Raw genomic sequence first — 26,473 nt, forward strand, 5'->3', positions numbered from 1 at the left:
AAACTGCTTCTCTTGATGCTGAAGGGAAGATCCGAGCTCTTGTACCACAAGTAGCCAGTTATTTGGTCATGCCTAACGCTTTATTCTCCACTGGATTGGCTGATTTAAACAATCAGAATATACTGTTAGAGAATATGCGGGCAACACTTTTTGAAGGACAGGATAATAAAGAGGTTCATAAAAGGAGTGGGATTTTCTTATCCTCCTATGGCAACAAAATCACATTATCTTCTAACCGCAGTCCACTACACTATGGCTATGGTGCTGATATTCAGTATACTGCAGTGTCAGCAGGCGTTACATTAACAGCATTAGAAGGCCAAAATAGCACCACACATTTTGGTCTTTTGGGAATATACGGAAAACTTGCTTTCACCCCAAAGGGGATGGCAGGTGCTGACAAGAGTACACTGGACAAATGGTCACTTGCTGCATATGGAAACGTCCAGCATAACGATGGCATGTATGTTCATGCGCTCTTCTCTTACGGAGCTCTCAACGGAAATATCACCACAGCCCTCATTGGGAACACTGCAACATTGGATAGTTCTCATACTGTAAGTGCATCAGCTACCATCGGACATAAATTAGCAACCGATACGAAAGGATTGGTCTTTGAACCACAAGCACAACTTGTTTATCAACGTCTCATGTTTGGCACCATCTCAGATATTGATGGCTTTAACGTGAATATAGGCAATCCTCAACAATGGTTGCTGCGTGTTGGTGGGCGTTTAACAAAAACGACACTTCTTGATGAAAAAGGCTATGCCACTGCTTTCTACGGTAAGCTGAACTTTATGAAAACTTTTAGTGACAAGAACACTGTACAGATTGGGGATACTTTCCATCTTGATACTATAGGAGCTTCTATTGAAGGAGGGCTTGGTATGAATGCACAACTCTCTCAAAATTTTGCCCTTCAGGCCGATATTAATTATCAACACAAACTCCAAAAAGCAGGTGTATCTGGAATAAACTTCTCTGGTGGAATACGCTATCAATTTTAATGTAAAATCATGAAAGTTTAACATAAGATTATAAAAACAAACGTTGTTTTATTCCGTTCACTTTCATAAAAAGGCAGCATATTATGCTGCCTTTTAACTTTTGACACTCTGTCATAAAAAAAATCCCGTTAAATGACTGTTTTTTTGTTTATACCCACACTACGTCATTTATAAAGAGTTATTGATTTACACTGCTGTAGACTTTTTCTTGAAACAAATGGTTTTGAAAAAGTTCATTTCTCTCAAACCAAATGTAACAAAGTAATTCATCTTCAAATTAATGCACCGTATTGGTTTACAAGAATAATTCATCATTTTGCATGCTAAATGGACGTCCATAATATCGTATAATTCTCTCATTTCAAATCCTCTCATAGTCAATTAATCAAAATCATTCCTTTGCACGTCATAAGCGAGGTTGGCTTGTGAGTAAAAACTTCTCAAGAAAGGAGTAAAATGCCCTTTATAAACCGTCTCAATGCAAAGACTGTAGCAACATTGGGAGCTAGTAAAGAAAATGAGGGTGCAAACTTGCATCTTCATAAGTGCAAAGAGGGTGGTACTCAATGGCTTTTACACTATACCCTTCAAGGACGTCGACGTAAAAGTGGCTTGCAAGCATGAAGAGATGAGGCTTTAAAACAAGCGCGTAAATATGCAACACAATGGCGTTCTGTGCTTCGTGGAGGGAGGATAAACCCATGGATGCAGAATTCTTAAGAAAATTGCCTCTTTGTTTTATAAAAATCGAATTAGCTTACCACAACTACCCACTCTCTTTTATAATGTAAAATATTTTCAATTCTTTATTTTACATTATAAAACATCATGAATTATTTATTCTTCTCTGTACAAGAAAAGCTACTGAAAGCTTTTTTAAAATGCATAACTATCTTCTCCTCAAACTCTCTAGAAATTTTCATAACAACAAGATTTGCTCAAGAAATAATCTTTCAAAATATCCTGTTCCATAGCGTTGACTAAACAAAAACTTAACAAGCGCATTTTTCTGCAATCCATGTGCACTGGTTTGCATGATCCTTTTAGGAGCTTTTCTGATGCAACTTTTCAAACGATAGAGAAGTACTATGCAATGTTTTGTTTTGTTCTTTACACAAAAAACATAATGATATAAAACCGCCCCGGTACTTGCGCCATTAGGGGAATGAAGTAAGCATCAAAGGCATACCAATACTAAAGGCATATTTATGTGTAAAAAATCCATTTATAAGAAAAACTTTTTGTTATGTACAATTGCTGGAACTTTGATTTTTTCTCATTTCTGTTCAACTTATGCAAATGCACTACATCATGAAATCCCTGAGATTCCTACGGTTCGTACTGCTAATGGAGAAAAAATAACCCTTAATAATGTTTTTGTCCGCGGTAAATATAATGCAGTGATCGCTAATACAGGCCATATTACTATTACAAATTCAATAATGCACTCAGACGGCACTTTGCTTGCTGGAGTAGCAGGCGGATACCTTAATGCAAAAGGAATTGTAGGAAAGACGAAAGAGCGTGGTTTGTCACTTACAAACGGTATAATTAATGTTCAAGATTCAATCATACATGTTACAGAACATGGTGGAGCCTATGGTATCATTTTTGATTACATTCTAAGCTCCAGAATAAAAGAGGGTGAAGAGGTTGTAAATAAGGCAATTCTTAGCAATACAAAACTTCTTGTGAAAGACGGTGTTGGTATTGTGGGACCGTACTATTCAAAAGCTATTAGTAATGAAGTCCAACTTAAAGACTCAGAAATTCATTCTGATATGTTATTAAAAAATAAAACCGCACCAGGCAATACTGAACCTGCTACTTTTATATTAACCGCCGATAATTCGATTATGGAAGGAAAAGTAAAAACATTACCCCAAAATACAACGGTTTTTAATCTGAATAATAACAGTAAGTGGTACCTAAAGATTAGTCTATTCGAAGTAGAGGATGATTCTAGTATATTTGATTACAAACTCCTTGATATTAAACAACGAGCACAATCTGTCGTTTCAGTATTAAACCTTAATAATAGCTCGATCGTGTTTAATGAGGATAAACCCATGGATGCAGGCTTCTTAAGAAAATTGCCTCTTTGTTTTATAAAAATCGAATTAGCTTACCACAACTACCCACTCTCTTTTATAATGTAAAATATTTTCAATTCTTTATTTTACATTATAAAACATCATGCTGACCAAACTACCGTCTGATAAGAAGAAATCGTCTAAACTTACAGACGATAAAAAAATTTCGATTTTATCACTACCACTCTTGATGATAAGATAAACGTCAAGCTCTTACACCACAAGTGATAAGCCTACTTGATAATACTAAACGCGCTGTTCAACCATTGGATTTGCTAATGCAAACAATCAAAATAGAGTATTAAACAATATGCAAATAACAATGTTTGAACCCAAAGATCATAAAAAAGAAAGAGATTTTTTTTTATTTCCTACTTACGGAAATAGGATCATATTATCTTCCAGTCTTCATTGACTACAAGATACATTGATGCCAATATTCACAACTCCATTACAAGCAGACGTCGATGAGGAACATAAAAAGAGAAAAATCTTAAAGATTGTGATCTTTTGCTACAGACGCACAATGAGTTTTTATCCCAAAAGACAGAAAAAGTTCTCAAAAGAGTACACTTAAAGAAATTGTCACACAGCACATCTGGCAATACCAGCATGACAGTGGCGTGTACGCAAATTATTCCTCTCTAACGTAATTTTCAAGAAAAACACCATCACAACTCCCATCAAAAATATCCCCAAAAATCAATGAGACAAAAATATTGGCAGCCTTAATCACCATTGGTTAGCAATTGGCAAACCCTATTGCGGAACTAACCCTTTAAACAAAAGGGACAACTTGTATCATCAGCATTTCAATTTAAAACTCTACGAGATGTCGCTGGCTTTAAAGTTAACATGAGCAATCTTTCTCAAGGTTTACGAGGAATTGGCTAGCGTTTAACATAAAACGAAAAACCATACCATTTACTTCTATGCTAAACTGCATATTATCAAAACTTTAATCATAGTTTCATACAAATTGGTGAGAGTTTTAAATTTGTTTCTATAGGATTTCCACTTCAAAAGATCTTCGAGTAAAGACAACCTTAATCTTCATGTGCATGTATCGCAAAATATCGCGTTTCATGGTGATCTTACCGATATAAACTTTAAAAAATGCTGTCTTGGAAATAAGCTTTACCAGCGATAATGGGTTACCGTTTATAAAAATACTTTTCTTGATATCTTGAAATGTAAACAGCGTCTTATATGTTTCATTATGTTTTTATAAAAATAACGTAATGAATTAAAAATTTTATCTTTATGAGAGGGGAAATGCGTATAGGAACATACCCATATGAAAAAAAGCCTCTTACTCTACACTATTTCTGGAGTTCTCTTTTGCTCTTATCCAAGGTTATCTTATGCCCTTACGAGCATTGATTTACAAGCTGTTTCTGTAAGTTATTCACCGAAAAAAAATACGGATGATAATTTAAAAGCTGAGAAGCTTGGAGAACCTGCATCTCAAATACCTGAATCTAAGAAGAAAAAACGCTCTGGGGTTGAACAGTCTCCTCCTAAAACTTCCCTCTCAATACCTGTACAACCTGCAAAATCCAGAAGACTCAAGGCCGCTCAACCTAAAAAGCTCAAAATGAAAAAAAATAAAACTCGTATAGTTTCCAACTCTGAATCGGAGCTTCAACTTGCTAGAACAAATACAGAATCTACCGGTAAATCGAGAAAACGTCCAACTTTAGAATCCTCTCCGACAAATCCCACCAGCGAATCCCCTTCTCATTCACCAGTACCTATACAACCCGCAAACTCAGTACAAGTTGACGAGGGACAATCTACGAAAATTGAGGTTGAAGGCGGCAGAACTGTGATAAAGCAGAATGCTAACATTCACGATAGTTATGTTGCCGTACATGCACAAGAAGCAACTTCGAAAGTAAAAATTATAGGCGGAACAGTTAATTCAAATTTTATTGGGTTGAGTGCACTAACGGGTGGAATTATTGATGCAACAAATATCAGTACAACAGCAACATCTGTTGGTTTGCTAAACACAAACGGTACAATTACCCTTAAGGATTCGACCGTAAATATTACGGGCAAGGACAGAACACATGGTATCGTTTTACGAGGCATGCACAATCTCTCTGGCAATCAACAAGCACAAAATGCTGGAAGAGAAGAGAATGTTCACCATGAAAAAGACATGCGTAATAAAGTAATGCTCACCAATACAAAAATTCTCGTTGAAAACGGTATTGGTATCGGTGTTTATGGAACATACGCGAGTAGCGAGGTTACCCTTAAAGATTCAGAGATCCGTGCTGATATGTTATCAAAAAATGAAAAAAATGTTGAAGCTCCAGCGCATACTCTTACATTAAATGCAGATCATTCTATTTTAGAAGGTAGTGTAAAGACACTAGAAGATAATAAAACATTCCTTGATTTAAACAACAACTCAACATGGCTGTTAAAAGCTCCTAGAAAAACGGAGAGGAATGATAAAGATCCATCTCATAAACATGATATTGATGAAAAATTACACTCTAACCTTTCGGGACTGAACCTCACGGAAAGTAGCATTGTGTTTGGCAAGTCAACGGATGGATATTATCAAACCTTGTATGTGGGATCTAAATTGCAGGAAGCATACCAAACTCCTAATAATCCAATAGTTTATAAGGCCACAGGTACCGCTGAGATCCATTTGAACTCTGAGTGGAGCAACAGTTCTCCAGTGCTTGAACAGAAAGCTGATAGGGTTATAATTAATGGTGATGTATCAGGCAGTACAGTCGTTCACGTTAACATCTTGGAAAGTAGTAAAAAAATAACCAATAGCGCTTCTGTTTGGAGAGAACAGATAGCTTCTACCCCTTCAGCAACGCACGGAATTTCGCTTATTCAAGTTTCTGGAAAAGCTGATGAGAATTCCTTCAAGTTAGTGAAGGACTATCTCACAATGGGAGGGGCACCTTATAAATATGTGCTCACGGCCTATGCACCTGGTACATCCGATGCAAGACAGAATCTCTTTGGTAATAATGATCAAAATTTCTGGGATTTTCGGTTGCAGAATGCCTATGTGGATAGCGATAAGAAGGTCAGAGCACTTTTGCCTCAGGTAGCAAACTATTTGGTTATGCCCAATGCAGTATTTTCTGCTGGATTTTCTGAAGTGAATAATCAAAACATGCTGTTAGACAATATGCGTACAACAATGTTTGGAGCGGAAAATCATAACAAGAATGGCATCTTCTTATCCTACTATAATGAAAAAGTCGTCTTATCCTCCAATCGTGATCCACTGCACTATGGCTACGGAGCTGATATGAACTATGATGCTGTACAACTAGGGATTATCATGAACGCTCTAGAAGGTAAAAATATCAACACGCATTTTGGTCTTTTAGGAACATGCGGAAAACTTTCTTTTACGCCAAAGGATATGCAAGATTCTGAAAAGACAAAACTTGATAAATGGTCGCTCACCGCTTATAGCAGCATCCAACATAACATGGGTCTATACATGAACGCGCTCCTTTCCTACGGAGTTCTAAAAGGGAATGTGACCACGGCTCTTATTGGAACTGTTACAAAATTAGATGGCACTAAAACATTAACTCTTTCTGCTACCATTGGTCAGAAATTAACAACCGGTCTTCAAGGGCTCATGTTTGAGCCACAAGCACAATTTATTTATCAAAACCTCATGTTAGATGTATTCTCAGATGCTGATGGTTTGAAAATTGATATGGATAATCCACATCAATGGTTGGTACGTATTGGTGGACGTTTAACAAGAGATCTCACTACCACTGAGGAGGATAATGATAATGCTGTGTCCTTTTATGGAAAGTTGAATGTTCTTAGAACTTTTGGAGACGGTGGGGCAATACAAATTGGTGAGAGCTTTTATCTTGATCCTACCGGCTCCTCAATTGAAGGAGGTGTTGGTGTTAATGTACACATCGCTCAAAAAATTGTGCTCTATGGTGATATTAGCTATCGACATAAGCTCCAAAAAGCCGGTATATCTGGAACCAATTTTTCTGGCGGAATACGTTATCATTTTTAAAAAAACCAATATATAATTTTGTTAAAAGGCAGCACACCATGCTGCCTTTTGTTTATCCGATCTCCTTTTCTCAACAAAAATTTTGATACAAAAATGCTAAAAAATAACCCACTAGTGCAAGGAATATAATCAATACCTATCTTAAAAAAACCGAGACGTATTTCTAAAAATTGAGTAACCAAAGAGAATTTCTCTCCAATGTTGCAGCAACCCTTTCCTCGAGATAGCCCATGAAAAGTATTTTTTCTCGTTTCTTGAAGATTTTTTTATCTACACGCTCACCCCACTTGTGACATTCAAGGGGATAGTTTTAACTGTTTTAACATAAAGAGATTTGAAATGAGAAAATCTTATGGTAGTAAATTCTTTGGTTCAAGGTGCATAATTATAAATTATCCATTATAAATCAATATATTATAAAATTTAAAAAAACAGTAATATTATATTGATGTATTCAAAATGATGATTTTGTATCAGGTGCTTTCATAAAACTCTATTGATGTTAAAGAATGGCTGTTTAAACCATAAGCACAACTTGTTTATTAACATCTCATGCATGGCTCCCTTTAAAAAGAGAACTTTTCAATGAACATATAAAGATAATTCATCATTTTGCATACCAAATAAGCCTCTTAAAAATAGGAAGTTTTTGTCATTCTTCTCCTTTTGATTCAAAATCATCAAAAAATCATTTTCTTGCATGTCACAAGAGAAAATAACGAGTGAATAAAAAGACCCTTTGAGATAGGAAATAAATATGCCTTTACGAACCGTCGCAATGCAAAAATAATCACAATATTTTGAGCTGGAAAAAAGAATGCCGAGCTTATATCCTCATAAATGTCAAAACGGTAGCGTTCAATGAATTATCCATTATACCACTAACAATCAGCCTCATAAAATGTGATTAGCAGAAAGGAAAGATGTTTTTCTAAAATAAATACGTGAACGAGCAAAGTAGTGACATGCTGTTTGTAATTAGCACAGGCTCTCTTATTAAAGACCAGTAACCGTTATGCTTTCCTTACATGGTTGCTTCTTCTAAACTAACACTCTACTTAATTTTAGCCCCCTGATGTCCTTTCCTACTTAAGCACAACTTGCAAACCTTAGTGGGGTAGTCAGGAAAGCAAGTAGCACCCTTACAGTACAAAAATCTCCTCAAGGACTCTTGCATGGGACTATCCCAAACACATCTCTTCACGAGATAAAAATTACTTTCAAAAGATAACTCAATACCGTCAAAACTTTTAAGGGTATGATTCTAAAAATAACGAAAAATATCTATCATTAATGATACGGATACCATACACTACCGATTTTCCCTATCGTTTACTTGTAAATTTGCTCTATCATGCACAAATATACAGTAATATCTCTCATAAAAAACAACATTCTGTATAAAACATCCTATAAAAAAAAACGTGCACCCCATATGATACAAAAAGCCATCTCCCTCCTGGGAAACAAAGTAGCAGCCTCTTTTTCTTCCTAGCAACCTCCTCTTCCTTTCAAAGAAAATTCCTTTCAATAAACCATAAAGAGCAATCCCATAACCCAAACAGGACTCACAACACCATCCTTCCACAAGCAAACTCTCTCAAGAAGCAGATCTTTTTACAATGTAAAAATCAAAAGTGCACAAATTACCATACAAGAGATAAAAATACTCAAAGACTAAGAGCACCCAAGACTGCAAAACAAATCCGCAACCCTAGGTGTTTATTTTATAAATCACTTAGAACGCCCAATATTGAGCAAAATTGGATCACTTGTTTCGTCCATTGCTTTTGTGCAAGCAGCTGTTTGCATAGCACACGAAAGATCATTCACTGCACCCAAATGGATTTGAAGCAATTCACTATTACGACGTAATTTTTCCTGTAAATCTGATAATAAACTTTCGACCTCGTTTTCAATATCTTCATTCATGTAGCGTTTTATATCGGCCATAGATTTATTAAGATCACTTAAACCACGTGTTTTACATAAATTTATTTCTTCATAATCTGGAACACCACTGCTTTCTAGCATGTTGCTTTCATAATCGATCACTTGTGCCAAGCTTTTAACAGCAGCTATAAATTTTGTCATTGCCCAATCACGATCAATAAGATCGTTATTAAAGACTTTTGCTTTTGATGCAAAACTATCATCACCATATTGCACTATAGACATTTTATTTCCCCTTCAACAGTATTGTTGTTCAGTCTCGATCTCAAATGAGGAAGATTAAACAGCCTTTCTTTAAATGCTGATACACTCGCGTTAATGCTTTGAAACACTCGAGTGAGTTCATTGTGCGAATATTGGATCAACAGCAAAACGGTCCTTAAAAGCGTATATCTATTCAAATTATTATATATGAAATATATTTTTTTATTTCATATTCGCTTCAAAACCGCCATTGGTGTAATACCAATTCTAAAAACGCTACAAATTCTCAAACTAATACGCTGCGGATATCATGAATTATCAATCTTGGACAAAAAACGATAATATGTTGACTGATCTGCTTAACAAAAATTTGTTGCATAAAAAGGTTGAGATTCTTTAAATTCAGCATTTTACCCTCCATAGCTTTTGGCTTCTTATGCATCTGTCTCTGCACACCACTTAGGCACACCCTCTGCACACTATTCGGTATGATACAAGACCAGCTTGCACACTCCAGAAAGCCCCACTCTTCTCACATGTTCTGTCCTGCAGATCACAGAACACACGAAGAACACTCTCTGAATAAACCACACGATAACCTCAAAAAAGACACTCCAAAGCAGCTAAATAGCTCAAGATTTTCTTTTTTCAATTATCATTCGCTTTTCTTTGCAGGGATCATACTATAGGATTTTTTTAATCCTTTCAAGAGTTCCTGATAATTCTTCAATTCATAAATTCTCAAATCTATCTCATAGGAACGTTTTCATGCTGTCGTTTGCAAAACAGTTCTCTTACATATCCCCAAATAACGCACAATTTACTCTTGAGAGCACTTTTTTTACTTCCTATACAGACAAAATCATAGGAACAATAATCCCCTCAGCAAAAACAAAGCTTCTGCTGAGAAACTCATCTTAATTTCTAATATTGAGGATCGAACTCTCCTGTTACTTTTCTCTTGCAAGAGTATTTGTGATCTTATCGGATATTATCTTCGAGGAAGAACACCTTATGAAACTCAAAACACTATTCTGCTTTTTAAAATACTGGCTGCTTCTGAAACAAACATCCTAGCTATTTTAGCGTCCTCAAATCCTTCCTTAATTAAGCATAACTTGCAAAACTTAGAGAGTGATCTGGGGTGTTTTCCTCTCCACAATAGATGTTCGCTACACACTCTTTCATAAAAAGCAGCTTTAGCTGCTTCGATTATGGTGTCACATGAATCAGAAAGCTTAATGAAAAGAGTTTTTTGCCACGCAAGACTGGCACATTCAAAAAGAACAAAGAAAGACTAATAAACTTTTCCTTTTTTCATGCTTCATAATTCGAAAATCTCTCTATTTCTTATAAAATTAAAAGAAAGATTTTAAGCTTGCCGAGTATGTTATATCAGCATATATTACAAACTGTAATAATATGTTATTAAAAATGGATACCACAAAGCACAAAAAGAGGTTCTTATGGCTGATATAATAAAAACCGCTATGCTTTATTCAACATTGATTATCACCATCAATGCATTTGTCGTTGTCTTAGCTCTCGTAATAGAAATGCAGTAGATATACTCTCTTAGTTTCTTTGTAACCTGCGCAAATAAATGCCGTAGATTCCCGTAAGCTCAATGGAGGATTTTAAGATAGCCGTTAATCATGTATCAATTCCAAAGGTTTCCCAACTCTTTTTGTGTTGATTTTTGTTTTTTGTATGCATTTTGAACAATATAGCTTAATGTCTTATTTTTCCTTGAATCATGATTATTCCGTTTTGAATAATTTTTTTCTTTCTCTTTAAAAGTAGAAAAAAAATCCTGAACTCAGTTGATTTTCAATGAGATATATGAAGTCGTGCAGCTTGTTTATATTTTTTTAGGCGCAAATCTGTTTTTTTTCATAAGAGCTACTCCTTACATCTAAAAAAGAGAAAACCTCCACAATAAAAAGGAAGTTTCCAATTTATTGAAGTCCATATCATGTTCAAGTCAAAATGACCTCTCACTTGAAAAAGAAAAACAATATTGTCGCACTTATCTTTGTTTATAACACCACTGCTCTCTTGCTATTTTTCAATTTCAGAAAAGTTTGAATCCTATTCTTTCATGCCTTATTCAATCTCTTCTAATAAAAGTTCACGAGCGGTTGTTAATAAGTTCTGACAATTTTTCAATTGAAGTGATAACTGTACAAATAGCATGACTCTGCTTTTTCACATTTTTCCCATTCATCGAATAATTTTCAATCTTTTTTAAACTCTTCTGCACTATAGGTTTTTTCGTAATCAGTAACGATAAGTCTAGTACACAAAAAAGGAATATTGTGATAATGGCTTTAATCACGATTCTATCCTTCTCTTATTTTATACTTTTAACTCTGGAATTTTTTCACATAATCTCTGTATGACGCTTGAAATACGTCCCTTTAACGAAGCTCTGCGGCTTCAAAGTAAACATATTGAATCAAGAGAGTGACTTGCGTTTATAACATCGTCTGTACAGCTGCTCATTGTATCAAAAGCTCTTACAATTCAACAGCAATTGTGACACCTTTGCACTGTTCAAGAAGCTTTTTAATCGCTTCTTTTCTGTCAAAAGCCATTTTACAATAAGATATAAAACAACACAAATATCTTCATTATAAGCACTTGTAACGCCTGTAATCATTGCAACTTGCCAGAAAACAAAAACAACATTTCTTCAATTTACTGATTGCACTCTCATCATTCTTACATCACCGGAAAAGCAAAGAGAGTTTTGATATACTTTCCCATGCGCTTACAACAATGCCGATAGAAATACTCAAAAAAATCTTACACATTTCAATAGAACAAAGAAATTGGACGATGCACCAAAAAAACATTACAATTCCATGAAATAATATGATGTCTCTAAAACAGCATAAAGACAGGAAACTATATCAAAAAAATGATAAAGTGATTTCTTTTGTGTCTTTGAAGAAGAGTAAATTCTACAAAGCACCAATATCAGTGAAATAACAACTTATTTTCAGCTCCGCTCTAAAATTTAACATATTTTAATAAAAAACCGTAGAGCTGAAAAAATAATCAGCGTTACTTTTTAAGTATAAGCTTATCGTTTTTATAATAAAATAAATAAGAAATAAATTCACATTTAGAAACATGAGCAACACAATTCTATGAAGAAATCGTACGATTCTATCTAAATAACAAACGATTTTACTTTTAAACTAATCACACTTGTAGATGAAGAATGAAAAAAAAAATTTCGTCATAGTCAATTGTATGGTATTAAATACTGTAAAATCCGGCAATTTATATCATGCAATGGAATTTAAATAGTCAGAATGACAAAAAATAGGTGCTTTTATCATCGCATAGCGTTCTACCAAAAACAATCAATATCCTTTTCAAGAAAATACATCATTAAACAAATTCATTCTGCAATTATCGCAGTGTTTTCTGAAAGAGTTGGTCTTGCACACTTGGAGCTGACAGAAAATATGATAGTAAAATTCCACGGATGGACTTTAGACGGATCAAATCAGATATACTCCTCCTGATCTGTTTGAATATCACAATCGCCTTCCTGTTTATTTCGCGAAAATATCTATAACATAAAAGAGTAGCCACTTTATTCATATGCCCTTCAATTTATCCTCTAACGATCATGTGGTTTATATGAAAGCTTCCATCTAATACCCAAACTAACCCCTATTAGATTTTACTCAATCCACCTTTTTGAAAAAATGCAAAGGAACAAAGCAACCGACTATAATGCACAATCACAATACGGCCTTACTAGGTTTTACATTTACGATAACTTCTTAAAGAAGATGAAATTCAGTCAATGAAACCATATATCGTATATCGTATATCATTTTTTACACTTTTCCGTATTTCTGTGAAAGTAATTCGCGCAACTCATCTGCTATTTTTGTTCCACGACTTGCGCAACTCATCTTAATTAAACGATGTAAGCTTTCCGGCACATCAATTGTGAGACGTTTCATACCTCCATCTCTGCACCCTTTATGGTTTCCTACCCACGCATCAGCTGTTAGAGGAATTGATTTATTGGTTGGCTTCGTACCAATCTTAATTTTTTTGTTCATCGTGCTAACTCCTTGATTTCCGCTGCAACAGCTTCTATCTCTGCCGCTGCTTGGCCATGTTTATCGACTTCATAAACGGCCTTTCCCTGTGTTGTAGCTTCTGCAAAAATCACGCGCTGGGCAACGTTAGCAGAAAGCAGATGCATTGGATACACCCCAAGGGCTTCGCCCACATCACGCCCTATCGCTGTATTGACTATTTTACGATTAATAACAAAAGAAGATTTCAGATTTTCTTTATAAACGCGTGCTTCGTCAATAAGCTTTACAATTCCATCAGCTGCCCAAATATCATATGGGCTAGGTTGCACTGGAATAAGCACAAAGTCCGAAGCCATAAGAGCACTGCGTGCAAGATCAGTCACACGTGGAGGACCATCGATAATGATATGATCATAGTTACGACCAATTTGTGTGATTTCTTTATGAACCGTTGCACGCGGCAAACCGACAACTGGAAACAAAGGAGCACTTTCACGAGCAGCCGCCCAATCTAATGCACTGCCTTGTGGATCAACATCAATAAGCAACACACGTGCTCCTGTGCGTGCAAAGCTAGCAGCAAGATTCACACTCAAAGTGGTTTTTCCTACACCCCCTTTTTGATTCAAAAGTCCAATGATCATTCATGATGCCTTTCAGCTTTATCGTTTTTACGATTATACAGAAAATAACAAAGCAAACAAGAAACATCTTAAAGTTTCAAAGCAATTACCTCTCCCCTTTCACAACAAAAGTCGTAGCATAGATCAACCCTCATTGAGTTCTTAAAATTCCCCCTTCCGCGTAGCAGATACAATCAACCAAAAGAAAAAAAACTTGTTCCATCTCATTGAGATCATAGCTTATTCATAAGGAGCGTTCGTCATTTTCAGATTGAATGAATACACAGAAGACAGGAAGTTTTTCATATATCATCCCCTCGTATTTTAGAAACAGAAAAAACATTCACTTACACATCACAAGAGGAAACAATGTATAAATAAAAACCATTCGAAAAAAATGGAATATGTCTCTTATCAATATCAACCATTCAAAACCCAACCATAGAAACTGGTAAATAGAATGAACGATAGCAAACTTATAGCTTCATAAGAATAACGGCTGTGATATCGCAATAGATCATGCATTATCCTTTTCACAAATGGTATCGGAAGAGAAAATTGGGAGAAAAATAAGATATCTCCTTAAAACAAGTACATAAATAAGCAACGCAATAACCTGCTATTCTTCGTGAAAAGCGTCATGTCATTACAGAACACGAAAAGCAAAAAAGGAAACACTGCGCAATCTCCATAAGACAAAATCATCTCTAATGGATCTGTGAATTTAAGCCCGCAATTCCAAGTCCATTGCACAGCACTTTTGATAAAAAAACTAGTCAATACAGCACAATCAAAAAAGTAAGAATAACCCTTTAGAAATGAGCAATCTCTCTTGCTTGAGCAGAATCAAAAAATTCCTTTGTAATTCCCCCGCCCACAAACGACATCATGTAAACCATGTAAACATATTAAATGTTGCTACAAAAGCAAAAAGAACGGACATCATAATAAAGCAAAACAAGGAATAAATCTTATGCATAAAATATCTTGCGTATCGCATATCAATTTTTCCAACCATATCCATTCTTCTCGACAGAGAGGAAGCATTTTTGTTAAGTTATTCTTTTATAAAATCTCACTGTCATAATTGTTCTTTTGGAGACAAAACAAAAGAACAGCACGAAGATGTAACATATAGGAAATAAACAAGGATGAATTTACAACAAATCGACTCTGATATTTTTATCAGCGCCCAAATCAGCGTTGAAAACATCGAAACATTGGCGCAAACTGGCTTTAAAACGATCATTTGCAACCGCCCCGATCAAGAAGATCCCCATCAACCTGATTTTTCCATCATTCAAGGAGAAGCGTGCAAACATGGCATAAAAGCCTATCACATTCCTATCGTGCCACCGACCATAAAAAAATCAGATATTGAAACCATGAAAACAATTTTAAAAACAGCATCTTTGCCTCTTCTCGCCTATTGTCACCACGGAACACGTTCAATGCATCTTTATCGTCTAGCGCGTCTTTAAGCACTTAATCTTAACCAACAAGAAAGAAACACGCTGTAAACTCTTAAACCATAATAAAAACCGTAAGATTTCATAAGATTATAAAAACGCAAAAGAGAAGACAATAATGAAATCAGATCTCGAGACATTTGTTTCCCCATCCCAACAACGAAAACTTCATATATTACACGATGTTTTAGAATGTATTTTTGTCATCATTATCAGTTTAAGCGCTATTTTTGCCGCTCTCATATCCTTTTCAGATCAACTTAAGTCCTATTTTTAAAAGTGAGCAGCTGATCGAACTGCGACAATAGCTGTAATGCCGTTAAAATGGTTTGCGCTTTTTTTCGTCATGATGCATTTGGACAATTAAAGGCTTAAACCCATCAATTTTTTCTACCTTCATAAAAACTGTAAAAAAAAAAAAAGACAATGATGAAACCAGATCTCCAAACATTTGTTTCTCCCTCCCAACAACAAAAACTCCTTATATTCCAAGATGTTTTAGAATATATTTTTGTCATCATCATCAGTTTAAGCGCTATTTTTGCCGCTCTCATATCCTTTCAGATCAACTTAAGTCCTGTTTTAAAAGTAAGTAGCTGATCGAGCTGTGACAATGGCTGTACTGCCGCTAAAATGGCTTTTGCTTTTTCTTCGTCATGATGCATTTGAGCAATTAAAGGCTCAAGCCCATCAAATTTTTCTTGTTCTCGTAAAAACTGTAAGAAGGAAACAGTGCAGCTTTCTCCATAAAGGTCGCCGTCAAAATCAAACAAATAGGTTTCCAGAAGTGGTGCTGCATCTTTCACAACCGTTGGACGACAACCAAAACTTGCAACCCCATCATGCAAAACACCGTTAGCACGACGCAACCGTACTGCATAAACACCATGCGCTAAACTGGCTTGAGGAGGAAGCATCTGGTTAGCAGTAGGAAACCCTAGAAGGCGGCCAAGTTGTTCGCCCTGGATAATATTTGAGCGCACCCGATAATGATAGCCTAACAAATGAGCTGCCTTTTCCACCTGACCTTGTGAGAGAAGCTTACGAATAGAACTAGAAGAAATGATCATTGATTGTGAATCTAGTGCACTCGAAACGCAAGGAATTTGCACAACTTCAAATCCCCATTCTTCTCCCCTTTGACAAAGAAGACGTGAATTTCCACTTTTCTGACAACCAAATTGAAAATTTTTACCCGTTACCACAACCGAAACATTAAGGTTTTTTTTTAAAATCACATTGATAAATTCATCTGCTGAAAGAGTAGAAAAATGTGCATCAAAAGGCTGTTCAATCACACCATTAAAGCCAAGGATTTTAAAAATTTCAGCTTTTTCAGTAGCCTCTGTTAAGCGATCAACAGGAATTGAACGTTGAAAAAAACTTCTTGGATGCGGCTCAAAAGTTAAAACGAGAGCTGGCTTATTTCTTAAGCGTGCTAAATTGAGCGCTTTTTGGAGTACCACCTGATGGCCACAATGCACGCCATCAAAATTTCCAAGTGCCAACACCGCCCCCTGCCAAACTAAAGGAAGCATATGAGTCCCTTGAAGACGCAAAAAATCAGACATTACTGGAGTGCCCACATTACCGCTTGTGGCTTATAGCCATGATGTTCAAGAAAAGAGTGCAAAGCTTTCTTATCGACCATACCGTTTTGCACATAATCATAACGATGAACACCCCCCATAATATAAAGCACATCAAGACCAAAATGAATAGCGCCTTTAACATCGGTCAAAAGACCATCGCCAATAGCAAGAACTTGACTTTTTTCTACTGCTCCGCAAATTTTTTGAAGTTTTTCAAAGGCACACTCATAAATAGGCGCATGAGGTTTACCAGCGATACGCACCTCACCCCCTAATTGTTGGTAAAGACGTGCTAAGGCACCAGCGCACCAAAATTGCTGATTTCCATAATGGACAATGACATCGGGGTTGGCACAAATAAACGGCAAATTCCGCCCTCGCATACGGTGAAACATATCCTCATAAGCGGAAGGTTTTTCATCAAAACCTTCAAGAAAGCCACTGCAAACCACCACAGAAGCTTCCCACTCTTCAACTAATTCACAATCCAACCCTTCAAACAAAACTAAATCACGTTGCTGACCAATAAAAAAAACTCTACGCGGTGCAGCACGAATGAGATCACGCGTCACATCTCCTGAAGTAATAATAGCATCATAACAATCTCTATGTACATTCATACTTTGTAATTGATCAATGACATCTTTACTTGGACGAGGCGAATTGGTCAAAAAAATGACATTTTTTCCCATCTGTCGAATTTTTTGTAAGACTTTCAAAGCCGGTTCAAATGCATGTACACCGTTATGCACAACACCCCAAACATCGCAAAAAACAGCATCATAATCCTCTATAACAGTATCAATATGGGTCAGCTCATTCATGTCGCACCTATTTATATCTTTGCCATTTATCAAGCTATCTTTTACTTCAAAATGACTTATCGAAAGAGTATTCTTCTGTCATCTGATTTCTCAACATTGTCTTTTGTCCCTTCATCGCTTCGTATTGCATCTATAAATCATGAGAAATAATAAAATAGATAAGTTATTGTATTATAACTGTGCGAAATTCTAAAATGTTTCCTATCAAAAACTGATAAAACTATAATAATGAGAACTTCAATTTTAAAAGCGACTGTATTGATACAGTTTATCATTTGAATTATTCAAGTTCTTATTTTGAAATGTACGAATAAATATTTTCATAAAAAAACAGCGAGAATAAAAAGTTTTACTTCCCAAGAGATGAAGAGAACACGCGGCACAGGAAGTATGCATCATTGCTGATACAGTACATTGATTTTTAAGCTTAAAAGAACATTCTGAGATGGTATTCGAGAAATTTTTAATCTAAAGCCGTATAAAATATCGTATTTTTTAGAAGTTTGAGGAATATACCACCTCGTTTAATCAATAAAAAACATTCCCGTGATTTGGCGTGATAAGGATTTAAAAAGTATAGAAACATAATATGCGTTAATAAGACGCTTCACAACAGCTTAAAAGAACTAGTATCCAGGTTTTTTGCAACCAAAGTTGCATAAACAGTATGAGATTAATGACGCGCTATTTTTCAAAGAGGATCAATCTTTAGCATTCATAAGTAAAATATAAACTAAAATTATATTCTATCCAATCAGCACTTCAAAATCACGGATACCAAACCAAACTTGAAGATTTCACAGGACAACTCCTCAAATTGATAACTGATAGAGTTTACTATTTTTTTATAAACTCTGAAAACAGTAAAACGTAAAGGATCAAGAGAAAAATAACCCTAATAAAAAGAGGAAAGTCATTCAACTACAAAATAGTATAATACAACGAAATCTCTTACCACTTAACAATAAAAAGAACGTAATAAGCTTTTCTTTTATGGCTTCATACAATATTGTGCAATACATTGATTTATAAGAATGCTACGAGGAATCATAATGATTACAGGTTTTCTAGAACACATAAAAATACCTATTGTAGTATCGATCTCAGTGGACAATTGGATAAAATGATTGGTATACTTTATGATATTCTCTTTCATAGTTAGTTTTAGTTCTTTCGTTCTCATTCTATGCTATGACCAATTCATACGACATCTGTCGTGAACTCTTCTTAGTATTTCACTCATAGCACTCATTAAAAAAGCAAGCAGTCATAAAACTAAAGCTGTATTCTGTATCCAGGATAAAAATCAAAACCCTCTTGGGGGAAGAGGGTTAAAAGAGGATAAAAATGAAAAAAATTATTTTATTATGCAGAGCTGCATTACTTATATTAACCGTCGCTGGTTGTGAAAAAATCCATAGCGTAGAAGAATTCAAAAAAAATGAGAAATTGAGGGACACGTGGGGAAAGAAATGTGTAATTGAGAACGCTATTAAGTCATCTAAAAATTGTCAAAATTTACTACAAGCCGATAACGAAATATTTTTCTCACAAAAACCTGTTTCTACAAAACGTAGACATGGTTTTTAACAAACGCATTGTTAAACAATATTGTTAAACCAATAAAGTGTAATTTATAAATCATCAAAGGAAGAGATTACAAATCCCCGCGTAAAGGAATATCTCCGTAGCCTCTTTCTTCATTGTTATCAAAAAAATTTCATCATTTGTCTGTTTCAGAAAATACTCTAGAAATTAGATTTGCAATAATATTATTTCTTGCAACTTCATCAGATTGAGGAATGATAACTACCAGAGAACGGTATAACATTATTTTCTGATGGTGTTGGGAAAGCATGAAATAAGACTTGTTGCATTTTTATTCTAGAGTTTAAAAAAACAGCAACAATTTCTACAACACCTACACCAATATTGACAATATTTTCTCTTGAACAAGAGAAGACATTTTAGTAGCTAGTTCCTATAGAAGATTTCCCTCCTCCAGTCACAGGTGAATTTTCACTCAAGTATGCTTTAGCTCTCTCTTATTGAAGGGATTATCTGTAATTTGAGAAGCATATATTGTTTTCATCTCTATACTACGACCCAAACCACCATCTACCCTTCCTATAACGCCCAAACCAACAGCTCTTGCGCTACCAATAAACCAATACCATCCCCCATCATTCCTCCAACTGCTATTCCAGAAACTGCACCACAGTACCCGCCATTGCTGCAGCAGCTGAACTAATACTCTTGCTTGTGTTCACAATGAAACTACCAATAATGTTCGATAACATCTTAGAAAAGCAAAAAACCATGATTTATCATCCTTTATGACAATAAATTTTGACAATGAAAATAGTTTTGAGCAAATCAATTTCTATAAATTCTGATAAAATTCTCTTAATAATGTGCCGTAGTAAGGAGACTGAAAATATCGTACACTACGGCATCTGCAAAATGAATGACCAAATTTACTATAAGTAGTTTTGCACTGAGAGATACAGCTTAACGGAATATCCTTGTGGTTACATCCAGGTCCATGAGGAAATTCTAAAACCCCACACATAATATAAATCCATACATCATAATAGAAAACTCGACAATTATGAGAACCATCAAGCAACAATAAATGAAAAACAGAGAGAAACCCTTAACATGACATCATGCTTAAATAGATAAACGAATAATTTTCAGATGCTTAGATAAAGAATATTCAAAAACAAATGAGCCCTCTGCAAGATATGACCGAGTACACATACTCGATATCAACCACTTGCATGAGCTGCTCCTGGAGAACACTCAACAATAATGGCACAATGAATCTACCTCTATGCAAAAACATCCGCAAAAATTCCTCTGGCTCCTTTCAATTTTATTTGGAAGGTTTTCACTCTAAACATTGCGTGAACCTCTCCATTACACAAATTAGAAATTCGCAAGTGGATTGTAAGATCCATAGTCCTTCCGCCACTGTAAAGGTTCGATGAAATCACTTGACCACAGACCCATCTTGTTATGACGTGCTACATCTTCAATACTATGATAATGTGCTGGAGCAGGATTTTTATTCTCTTGTGAGAGCACCAACATCCCCTCTGCAAGGCCAACTTCAGCTAAATCAACACCTTGAACAAAACATTGCGCATAATGAATACTATTACGCACAAGAGTCTGTTTACACGATAAATCCTGACCAAGTGTTTTGGTAACCAACCAAGCTGTTGTAACTACGCCACATGGCCATTCTTGATCGTCTAATTTCGCTTTTTGAAGTGGTGCACATGTATCCACACCATAGAGATGAATATTACGTGTGATATGCGTACGCCAAGATTGTGCCACAGGAGTGACCAATTTAAATGTGACACCACTAGTAACCGATGCTCTCCCATGAAAAGAAACTGCATTATTTGGTGACACACTCTTTTGCAGATTGAAAATCGGTTCATTTTTTTTGAATTGCTGTTTAATGGTAGATTCAGTTGTTTTTTTTTCTTCCAAATGCATCTCAACAATATCTTGGATATCTTGCATTCTCAATGGCGTGAGAAAACTAAAATTTATTCTATCTTTATATTGGCTTATACCCCACAATATAGAACCCATAATGTAGAGAATGACAATCAATTTAAATCGCATTCGTTTAACATATTCGCTCAAAAACTTCATTGTTTCGCTGCCCTTTCGTATTTTTATGAACAACTTCCTACTCTTGAAGAGAAATCTCTAAGCAGGATGTGTTGCAAATTAACCACATTTTGCGAGTAAAATATTCTTTTTTACATTTTAGATATTGTCATTTTGACAAAAATAGTACAACTATTAGTTGCTTAATTAAATTAACGCAACTGTAAAATATGCTCTCTGGAAAAGAGAGGTTTTACTGTCAGCAAAGTCCACTATCAAGACTTTTAAGAAAACCATAAAAATTGAGGGGAACTTAGGCAAGTAAAGTCTAAGATGAAAGGTTTTTTGTCCTTTAGAGGCAAAAGGATTTCAAAGATAAAGAAAGATTCTTTTAAAGAGAGGTAAAATGACAGACACTATATCCAGGAACATCATTTTTATCGTCGTCATGCTGCTATTAACAGCGCTCGTTGTATCAGACCCTTCTTATGGTGCTACTGCTACGGGTAGTGCCAGTGGTCTGGGAAATGTTGATACTGTTTTAGACAGTATTGTTAAAATGATGACAGGAAATACAGCGAGGCTGATTGCGATTATATGTGTTGCTGCCGTAGGCATTGGTTGGATGTACGGCTTTATTGATTTACGCAAAGCTGCTTACTGTATTATCGGCATTGGAATTGTTTTTGGAGCACCTGCTCTGGTTGGTAAATTGGTGGGCGTGGGCACGACATAGATGAACGAAGATACTCTTTTCCTTGCCTGCACAAGACCGGCCATGTTTGCCGGTGTCACAATGGAAGCCATGGCGCTTAATGTCATGGCAACATCCATTCTCTTTATTTTAACCAGCGGTTTTACAATGATTGGTCTTGGCATTGGGGTGCACTTTGTTTTGCGTGAAGTGACAAAACATGACCACAACCAATTTCGCGTATTATTTGCTTGGCTTAATACCCGAGGAAAACAAAAAAACCTGAATAGATGGGGAGGCGGTTCAACGTCCCCTCTCCGCCTTATCCGTACTTATGAGGAACTAAGCAGGTGAAACAGATGTCAATGATGAAACGGGAATCTTTGCCTGAAGAATATATTCCCTACATACGCCACATCAACCAACATGTTATTGCATTAAGCTCCCGCTGCTTAATGACTGTGATGACTATTGAAGGTGTAAATTTTGATACTGCAGATATCGACCAGTTAAATTCCTTACACAACCAGTTAAACACACTTTTGAAAAATATCGCCGATGAACGTGTTGCTTTATATTCTCACATCATCCGCCGGCGTGAAACGATTTATCCAGAGAGTCAGTTTTTTTCCTCTTTTGCAGCAACATTAGATGAAAAATACAAAAAGAAAATGGTTTCGCAAGAGTTGTATAGAAATGATCTCTTTGTTTCACTGCTTTGGAACCCGGCATCAGATAAGACCGAACAGCTCGCTTCATTTTTTCAGCGCTTGGCAAAAGCGAAGAAAACGCAATCTGAACCCGATCAGGAATCCATTCGTAAAATTGAAGAGTTAAGCCAAGATCTTATAGAAGGATTGGAGAGCTATGGAGCGCGGCTTTTATCAATCTATGCACAGGGGGGCATCTTGTTTTCCGAACAAAGTGAATTTCTCCACCAGCTGGTGGGAGGAAGGCGTGAACGTATTCCTCTCACATTTGGCACTATTGCCTCAACGATTTACTCAGATCGTGTCATTTTTGGCAAAGAAACAATTGAAATTCGCCATGAAAGCAATGAACGCTTTGCTGGCATGTTTGGCTGGAAAGAATATCCCTCTAAAACCCGCCCAGGGATGACCGATGGTTTACTCACAGCACCGTTTGAGTTTATCTTAACACAATCCTTTGTCTTTAAGAGTAAAGCAGCGGCCAGTTTCATTATGGGCCGCAAACAAAATCAAATGATAAATGCGGCCGATCGTGCCAGCTCACAAATTGAAGCACTTAATGAAGCGCTTGATGATTTAGAATCAAATCGTTTTGTTTTGGGCGAACATCATCTTTCTCTAGCTGTTTTTGCTGATCACCCAAAGGCTTTAGCTGAATATCTTTCAAAAGCACGCGCTCACTTAACCAATGGGGGAGCGGTTATCGCAAGAGAAGATTTAGGATTGGAAGCCGCATGGTGGGCGCAATTGCCTGGCAATTTCAGTTATCGTGCGCGATCAGGAGCTATTACCAGTAGAAATTTTGCGGCTTTATCCCCTTTCCATTCCTTTCCGATTGGTAAACTGGAAGGCAATGTATGGGGAACTGCTGTGGCATTACTAAAAACACAAGCGGGATCTCCTTATTATTTTAATTTTCATTATGGGGACTTGGGCAATACCTTCGTTTGCGGTCCATCAGGATCTGGAAAAACGGTGATTGTTAATTTTCTTCTTGCACAACTCCAAAAACATAACCCTATAATGGTCTTTTTCGACAAAGATCAGGGTGCAGAGATTTTTGTCCGTGCTGGCGGGGGAAAATATAAGCCTTTGAAAAACGGACAGCCTACAGGCATTGCTCCCTTAAAGGGCATGGAATACACGGAAAAAAACAAAGTTTTTCTTCGTAATTGGGTCTTAAAACTGGTGACAGCTGAAGGACAAACGGTGACAGAAGAAGAGCGACAAGATATCGCCAAAGCCATTGACGCCTTGGAAAACCTCCCCCATGAACAGCGCTCTCTTAGTGCCCTTCAATTATTTTTTGATAACACCTCAAAAGAAGGAATTGCCATACGCTTACAACGTTGGCTCAAAGGCAATGACTTAGGCTGGGTTTTTGATAACGATCAAGATGATCTCAATTTAGACTCTCAATTCATTGGTTATGACATGACCGATTTCTTAGACAATGAAGAAATTCGGCGTCCCTTGATGATGTATCTGTTTAACCGGATTCTCGATCTTATTGATGGGCGACGTATTATTATTGTCATTGATGAATTTTGGAAAGCGCTTGAAGATGATTCCTTCAAAGCGTTTGCGCAAGACCGCCTTAAAACGATCCGTAAACAAAATGGCATGATGCTCTTTGCAACACAAAGTCCAAAAGATGCTTTAAATTCAACAATTGCACACACCATTATTGAGCAATGCCCCACCCAAATATTTTTTCCAAATCAAAAAGCAAATTACAAAGATTATGTTGAAGATTTCAAACTGACTGAGCGAGAATTTGAACTGATACAATCAGAATTAAGTCGAGAATCCCGCCGTTTTCTCATCAAGCAGGGACAAAATTCCATTGTTGCAGAACTCAACTTACGTGGAATGAATGATGAGATTGCCGTTTTAAGCGGTACGACAAAGAATATTGAACTGGTAAACCAAATTATCAGCGAATATGGAGCAGACCCTGACATATGGCTGCCTATATTTCATCAAAGGAGAGAAAATCAATGAAAAAATATAGCTTAGTCACACTGTTATCTTTATTTTGCATCTCTCATGCAAAAGCGCAGATAGCACCCCTTCCTGATGAGTATTATAAAAAAGCCTTAGAAAACACGCAAAAATTAGACGTTGCAAAATCACAAACAGCTGAATCTATTTATGAATCTGCAACACAAACTGCAAACAAAATTAAGGACATAAACGATCAACTTAAAACTCTTAAAGCAGATACAAAGACTAAACCTGAACAATTGCAAGCTCTACAAATAGAGTTGACCCTTCTTCAAGCACAGCTGCAAGCAGATACTTTAAAAATTCAGTCCCTTTCTATGATTCAAGCAAAAGATACGAAAACAAAAGAAGAACTGCGTGAAGAGCAAACACAACAAAATCATAAAAAAATTGAAGAAAAATTAAAAGAAAAACTTGAGAAATCTGATGTCCGACTTTAGTTTTTCCCCGTTTGAGAGCATTTCTGGATATATTTTACAACCACTCAACAATGTAATGAATACAACAGTGAGTGGTCTGTCTTCTGCTATTTCAGCCCCTTTAAATCTTGCCTCGATCATTTTTATTTTTCTTTACGGTTATAACGTTATGACCGGTCGCGTTGCCCTCTCGATGAATAGTCTTCTCAACAATGTTGTGAAAATCGTTATCGTGACGACAATGGCAACCAATGCGGATACATTTAATACCTATGTTAAAAATATTTTCTTTGGAGATTTAGCAAATGCCATTGGGAATGCCCTCAACAGCAATCCTTCTGACGCCAATGTTTTTGATTATATTCTGTTAAAGACAAGTGTCCGCTATCAAGAGGTTTTGGCGGCGGCTTGGTTCCTTGAAAAGATCATGGTTGGTCTTCTTGGATCTTTAATGATTATGGCCGTTATTGTCTTTTGTATAGGGGGTTTTATTGTGCAAATGTTTGCACAGGTTGCACTTGTAATGATTATAGGTCTTGGGCCTCTTTTCATTAGCCTCTATTTGTTCAATGCAACCAGAAAATTTACCGATGCATGGATTACGACACTGGTCAATTTTACTATTTTGCAAGTTCTGGTGATCATGCTTGGGACGATTATGTGCAAAATTATTTTGTATGTTCTCGATGGAACATATGAGTCAATCTATTTTCTGTTCCCACCTGTCGTCGTTATCTCAATAGTGGGCGCTATTCTTTTCCGTGCGCTTCCTGGCATTGCCTCTGCACTCTCCAGTGGAGGACCATACTTTAACGCCGGTATATCTTCAGGAGGGCAGATTTTTACGATGCTTTCTAGCGGCGCTAAAACAAGCAGAAACGCAGCAAAAAGTGCGGTATCAACACTTTCTGGTGCAGCAGGGACCGCAGCCAAAGCTGCAAAAATCGGAGGAAATGGTCGTGGTCGATTTTAGTAACAGACACCTCCTAAAAGAACCCTAGTGCTTATCTTCACAGTGTGTGCGCATAACAGCGCACACACTGTATATATTGCGTGAAACACTTGATACCGCCGGTTTCACAAGACCAATCAAAATGTTTCATCGCACATTTTGTGAAATGTATTCA

General features: G+C 36.3%; 15 protein-coding genes and 2 pseudogenes. 11 read left to right on the forward strand and 6 right to left on the reverse strand.

The features are described from left to right. The 4 genes and pseudogenes from O9A_RS07025 to O9A_RS07035 form a co-directional block, all read left to right on the forward strand. Positions 1–1,010: autotransporter outer membrane beta-barrel domain-containing protein (locus tag O9A_RS07025; protein ID WP_034460025.1), on the forward strand; the 1,010-nt coding region annotated here is incomplete at its 5' end. 456 nt (positions 1,011–1,466) lie between these two features. After that, a pseudogene (locus O9A_RS08060) lies at positions 1,467–1,703 on the forward strand (integrase); the annotation flags it as partial. A 515-nt stretch (positions 1,704–2,218) separates the two neighbouring features. Next, positions 2,219–3,091: pseudogene (locus O9A_RS07030) on the forward strand (hypothetical protein); the annotation flags it as partial. A gap of 1,309 nt (positions 3,092–4,400) precedes the next feature. Next, positions 4,401–7,145: an autotransporter outer membrane beta-barrel domain-containing protein gene (locus O9A_RS07035; protein WP_034460027.1), complete on the forward strand. Its 2,745-nt coding sequence runs from the start codon at positions 4,401–4,403 to the stop codon at positions 7,143–7,145. Positions 7,146–8,879: 1,734 nt separating this feature from the next. Here O9A_RS07035 and O9A_RS07040 read toward each other — a convergent pair. The 3 genes from O9A_RS07040 to parA all read right to left on the reverse strand — a co-directional run bounded on the left by O9A_RS07040 (position 8,880) and on the right by parA (position 14,019). Next, positions 8,880–9,323 carry a hypothetical protein gene (locus tag O9A_RS07040; RefSeq protein ID WP_034460029.1) on the reverse strand — a complete coding sequence of 148 codons (444 nt, stop codon included), beginning with the start codon at positions 9,321–9,323 and terminating at the stop codon, positions 8,880–8,882. 3,839 nt (positions 9,324–13,162) lie between these two features. Then, complete coding sequence (locus O9A_RS07050) at positions 13,163–13,393, reverse strand: hypothetical protein (protein WP_034460033.1); 231 nt, start codon at positions 13,391–13,393, stop codon at positions 13,163–13,165. Continuing rightward, positions 13,390–14,019: a ParA family partition ATPase gene (gene parA / locus O9A_RS07055; RefSeq protein WP_034460036.1), complete on the reverse strand. Its 630-nt coding sequence runs from the start codon at positions 14,017–14,019 to the stop codon at positions 13,390–13,392. Before parA ends, O9A_RS07050 begins: the two co-directional genes overlap by 4 nt. A 1,130-nt stretch (positions 14,020–15,149) precedes the next feature. Between parA and O9A_RS07060 the strand changes: the two genes are divergently transcribed. Beyond that, positions 15,150–15,479, forward strand: a complete 330-nt coding sequence (locus O9A_RS07060; protein ID WP_034460038.1) for a protein tyrosine phosphatase family protein — start codon at positions 15,150–15,152, stop codon at positions 15,477–15,479. A 548-nt stretch (positions 15,480–16,027) separates the two neighbouring features. On the opposite strand, the gene O9A_RS07065 is transcribed toward O9A_RS07060, so the two are convergent. After that, complete coding sequence (locus O9A_RS07065) at positions 16,028–17,038, reverse strand: bifunctional riboflavin kinase/FAD synthetase (protein ID WP_034460041.1); 1,011 nt, start codon at positions 17,036–17,038, stop codon at positions 16,028–16,030. Beyond that, positions 17,038–17,883: a TIGR01459 family HAD-type hydrolase gene (locus tag O9A_RS07070; RefSeq protein WP_034460042.1), complete on the reverse strand. Its 846-nt coding sequence runs from the start codon at positions 17,881–17,883 to the stop codon at positions 17,038–17,040. The genes O9A_RS07065 and O9A_RS07070 overlap by 1 nt, the downstream gene beginning before the upstream one ends. A gap of 1,347 nt (positions 17,884–19,230) precedes the next feature. Between O9A_RS07070 and O9A_RS07075 the strand changes: the two genes are divergently transcribed. Next, positions 19,231–19,473, forward strand: a complete 243-nt coding sequence (locus O9A_RS07075; protein WP_034460044.1) for an EexN family lipoprotein — start codon at positions 19,231–19,233, stop codon at positions 19,471–19,473. Positions 19,474–20,814: 1,341 nt separating this feature from the next. Here the strand turns inward: O9A_RS07075 and O9A_RS07080 are convergent. After that, a complete protein-coding gene (locus tag O9A_RS07080) occupies positions 20,815–21,558 on the reverse strand; it encodes a hypothetical protein (RefSeq protein WP_034460046.1) in 744 nt (247 codons plus the stop codon). Positions 21,559–21,922: 364 nt separating this feature from the next. Here O9A_RS07080 and O9A_RS07085 point away from each other — a divergent pair, with 364 nt between their 5' ends. The 5 genes from O9A_RS07085 to virB6 are packed head-to-tail and all read left to right on the forward strand — an operon-like array spanning position 21,923 to position 26,319. Continuing rightward, complete coding sequence (locus O9A_RS07085) at positions 21,923–22,252, forward strand: TrbC/VirB2 family protein (RefSeq protein ID WP_034460048.1); 330 nt, start codon at positions 21,923–21,925, stop codon at positions 22,250–22,252. Next, the gene (locus O9A_RS07090; protein ID WP_034460050.1) at positions 22,253–22,564 is read left to right on the forward strand and encodes a VirB3 family type IV secretion system protein; all 312 of its coding nucleotides are present in this window, start codon (positions 22,253–22,255) and stop codon (positions 22,562–22,564) included. It abuts the gene before it with no gap. Positions 22,565–22,569: 5 nt separating this feature from the next. Next, entirely contained in the window at positions 22,570–24,924 is a 2,355-nt protein-coding gene (locus O9A_RS07095; RefSeq protein WP_034460307.1) for a VirB4 family type IV secretion/conjugal transfer ATPase, read from the forward strand. Then, entirely contained in the window at positions 24,921–25,367 is a 447-nt protein-coding gene (locus tag O9A_RS07100; protein WP_034460052.1) for a hypothetical protein, read from the forward strand. The genes O9A_RS07095 and O9A_RS07100 overlap by 4 nt, the downstream gene beginning before the upstream one ends. Next, positions 25,354–26,319: a type IV secretion system protein VirB6 gene (gene virB6, locus O9A_RS07105; protein ID WP_034460055.1), complete on the forward strand. Its 966-nt coding sequence runs from the start codon at positions 25,354–25,356 to the stop codon at positions 26,317–26,319. The genes O9A_RS07100 and virB6 overlap by 14 nt, the downstream gene beginning before the upstream one ends. Positions 26,320–26,473: the final 154 nt, after the last annotated feature.

Origin of the sequence: Bartonella koehlerae C-29 (assembly GCF_000706625.1) — a bacterium.
GTDB lineage: Bacteria > Pseudomonadota > Alphaproteobacteria > Rhizobiales > Rhizobiaceae > Bartonella > Bartonella koehlerae.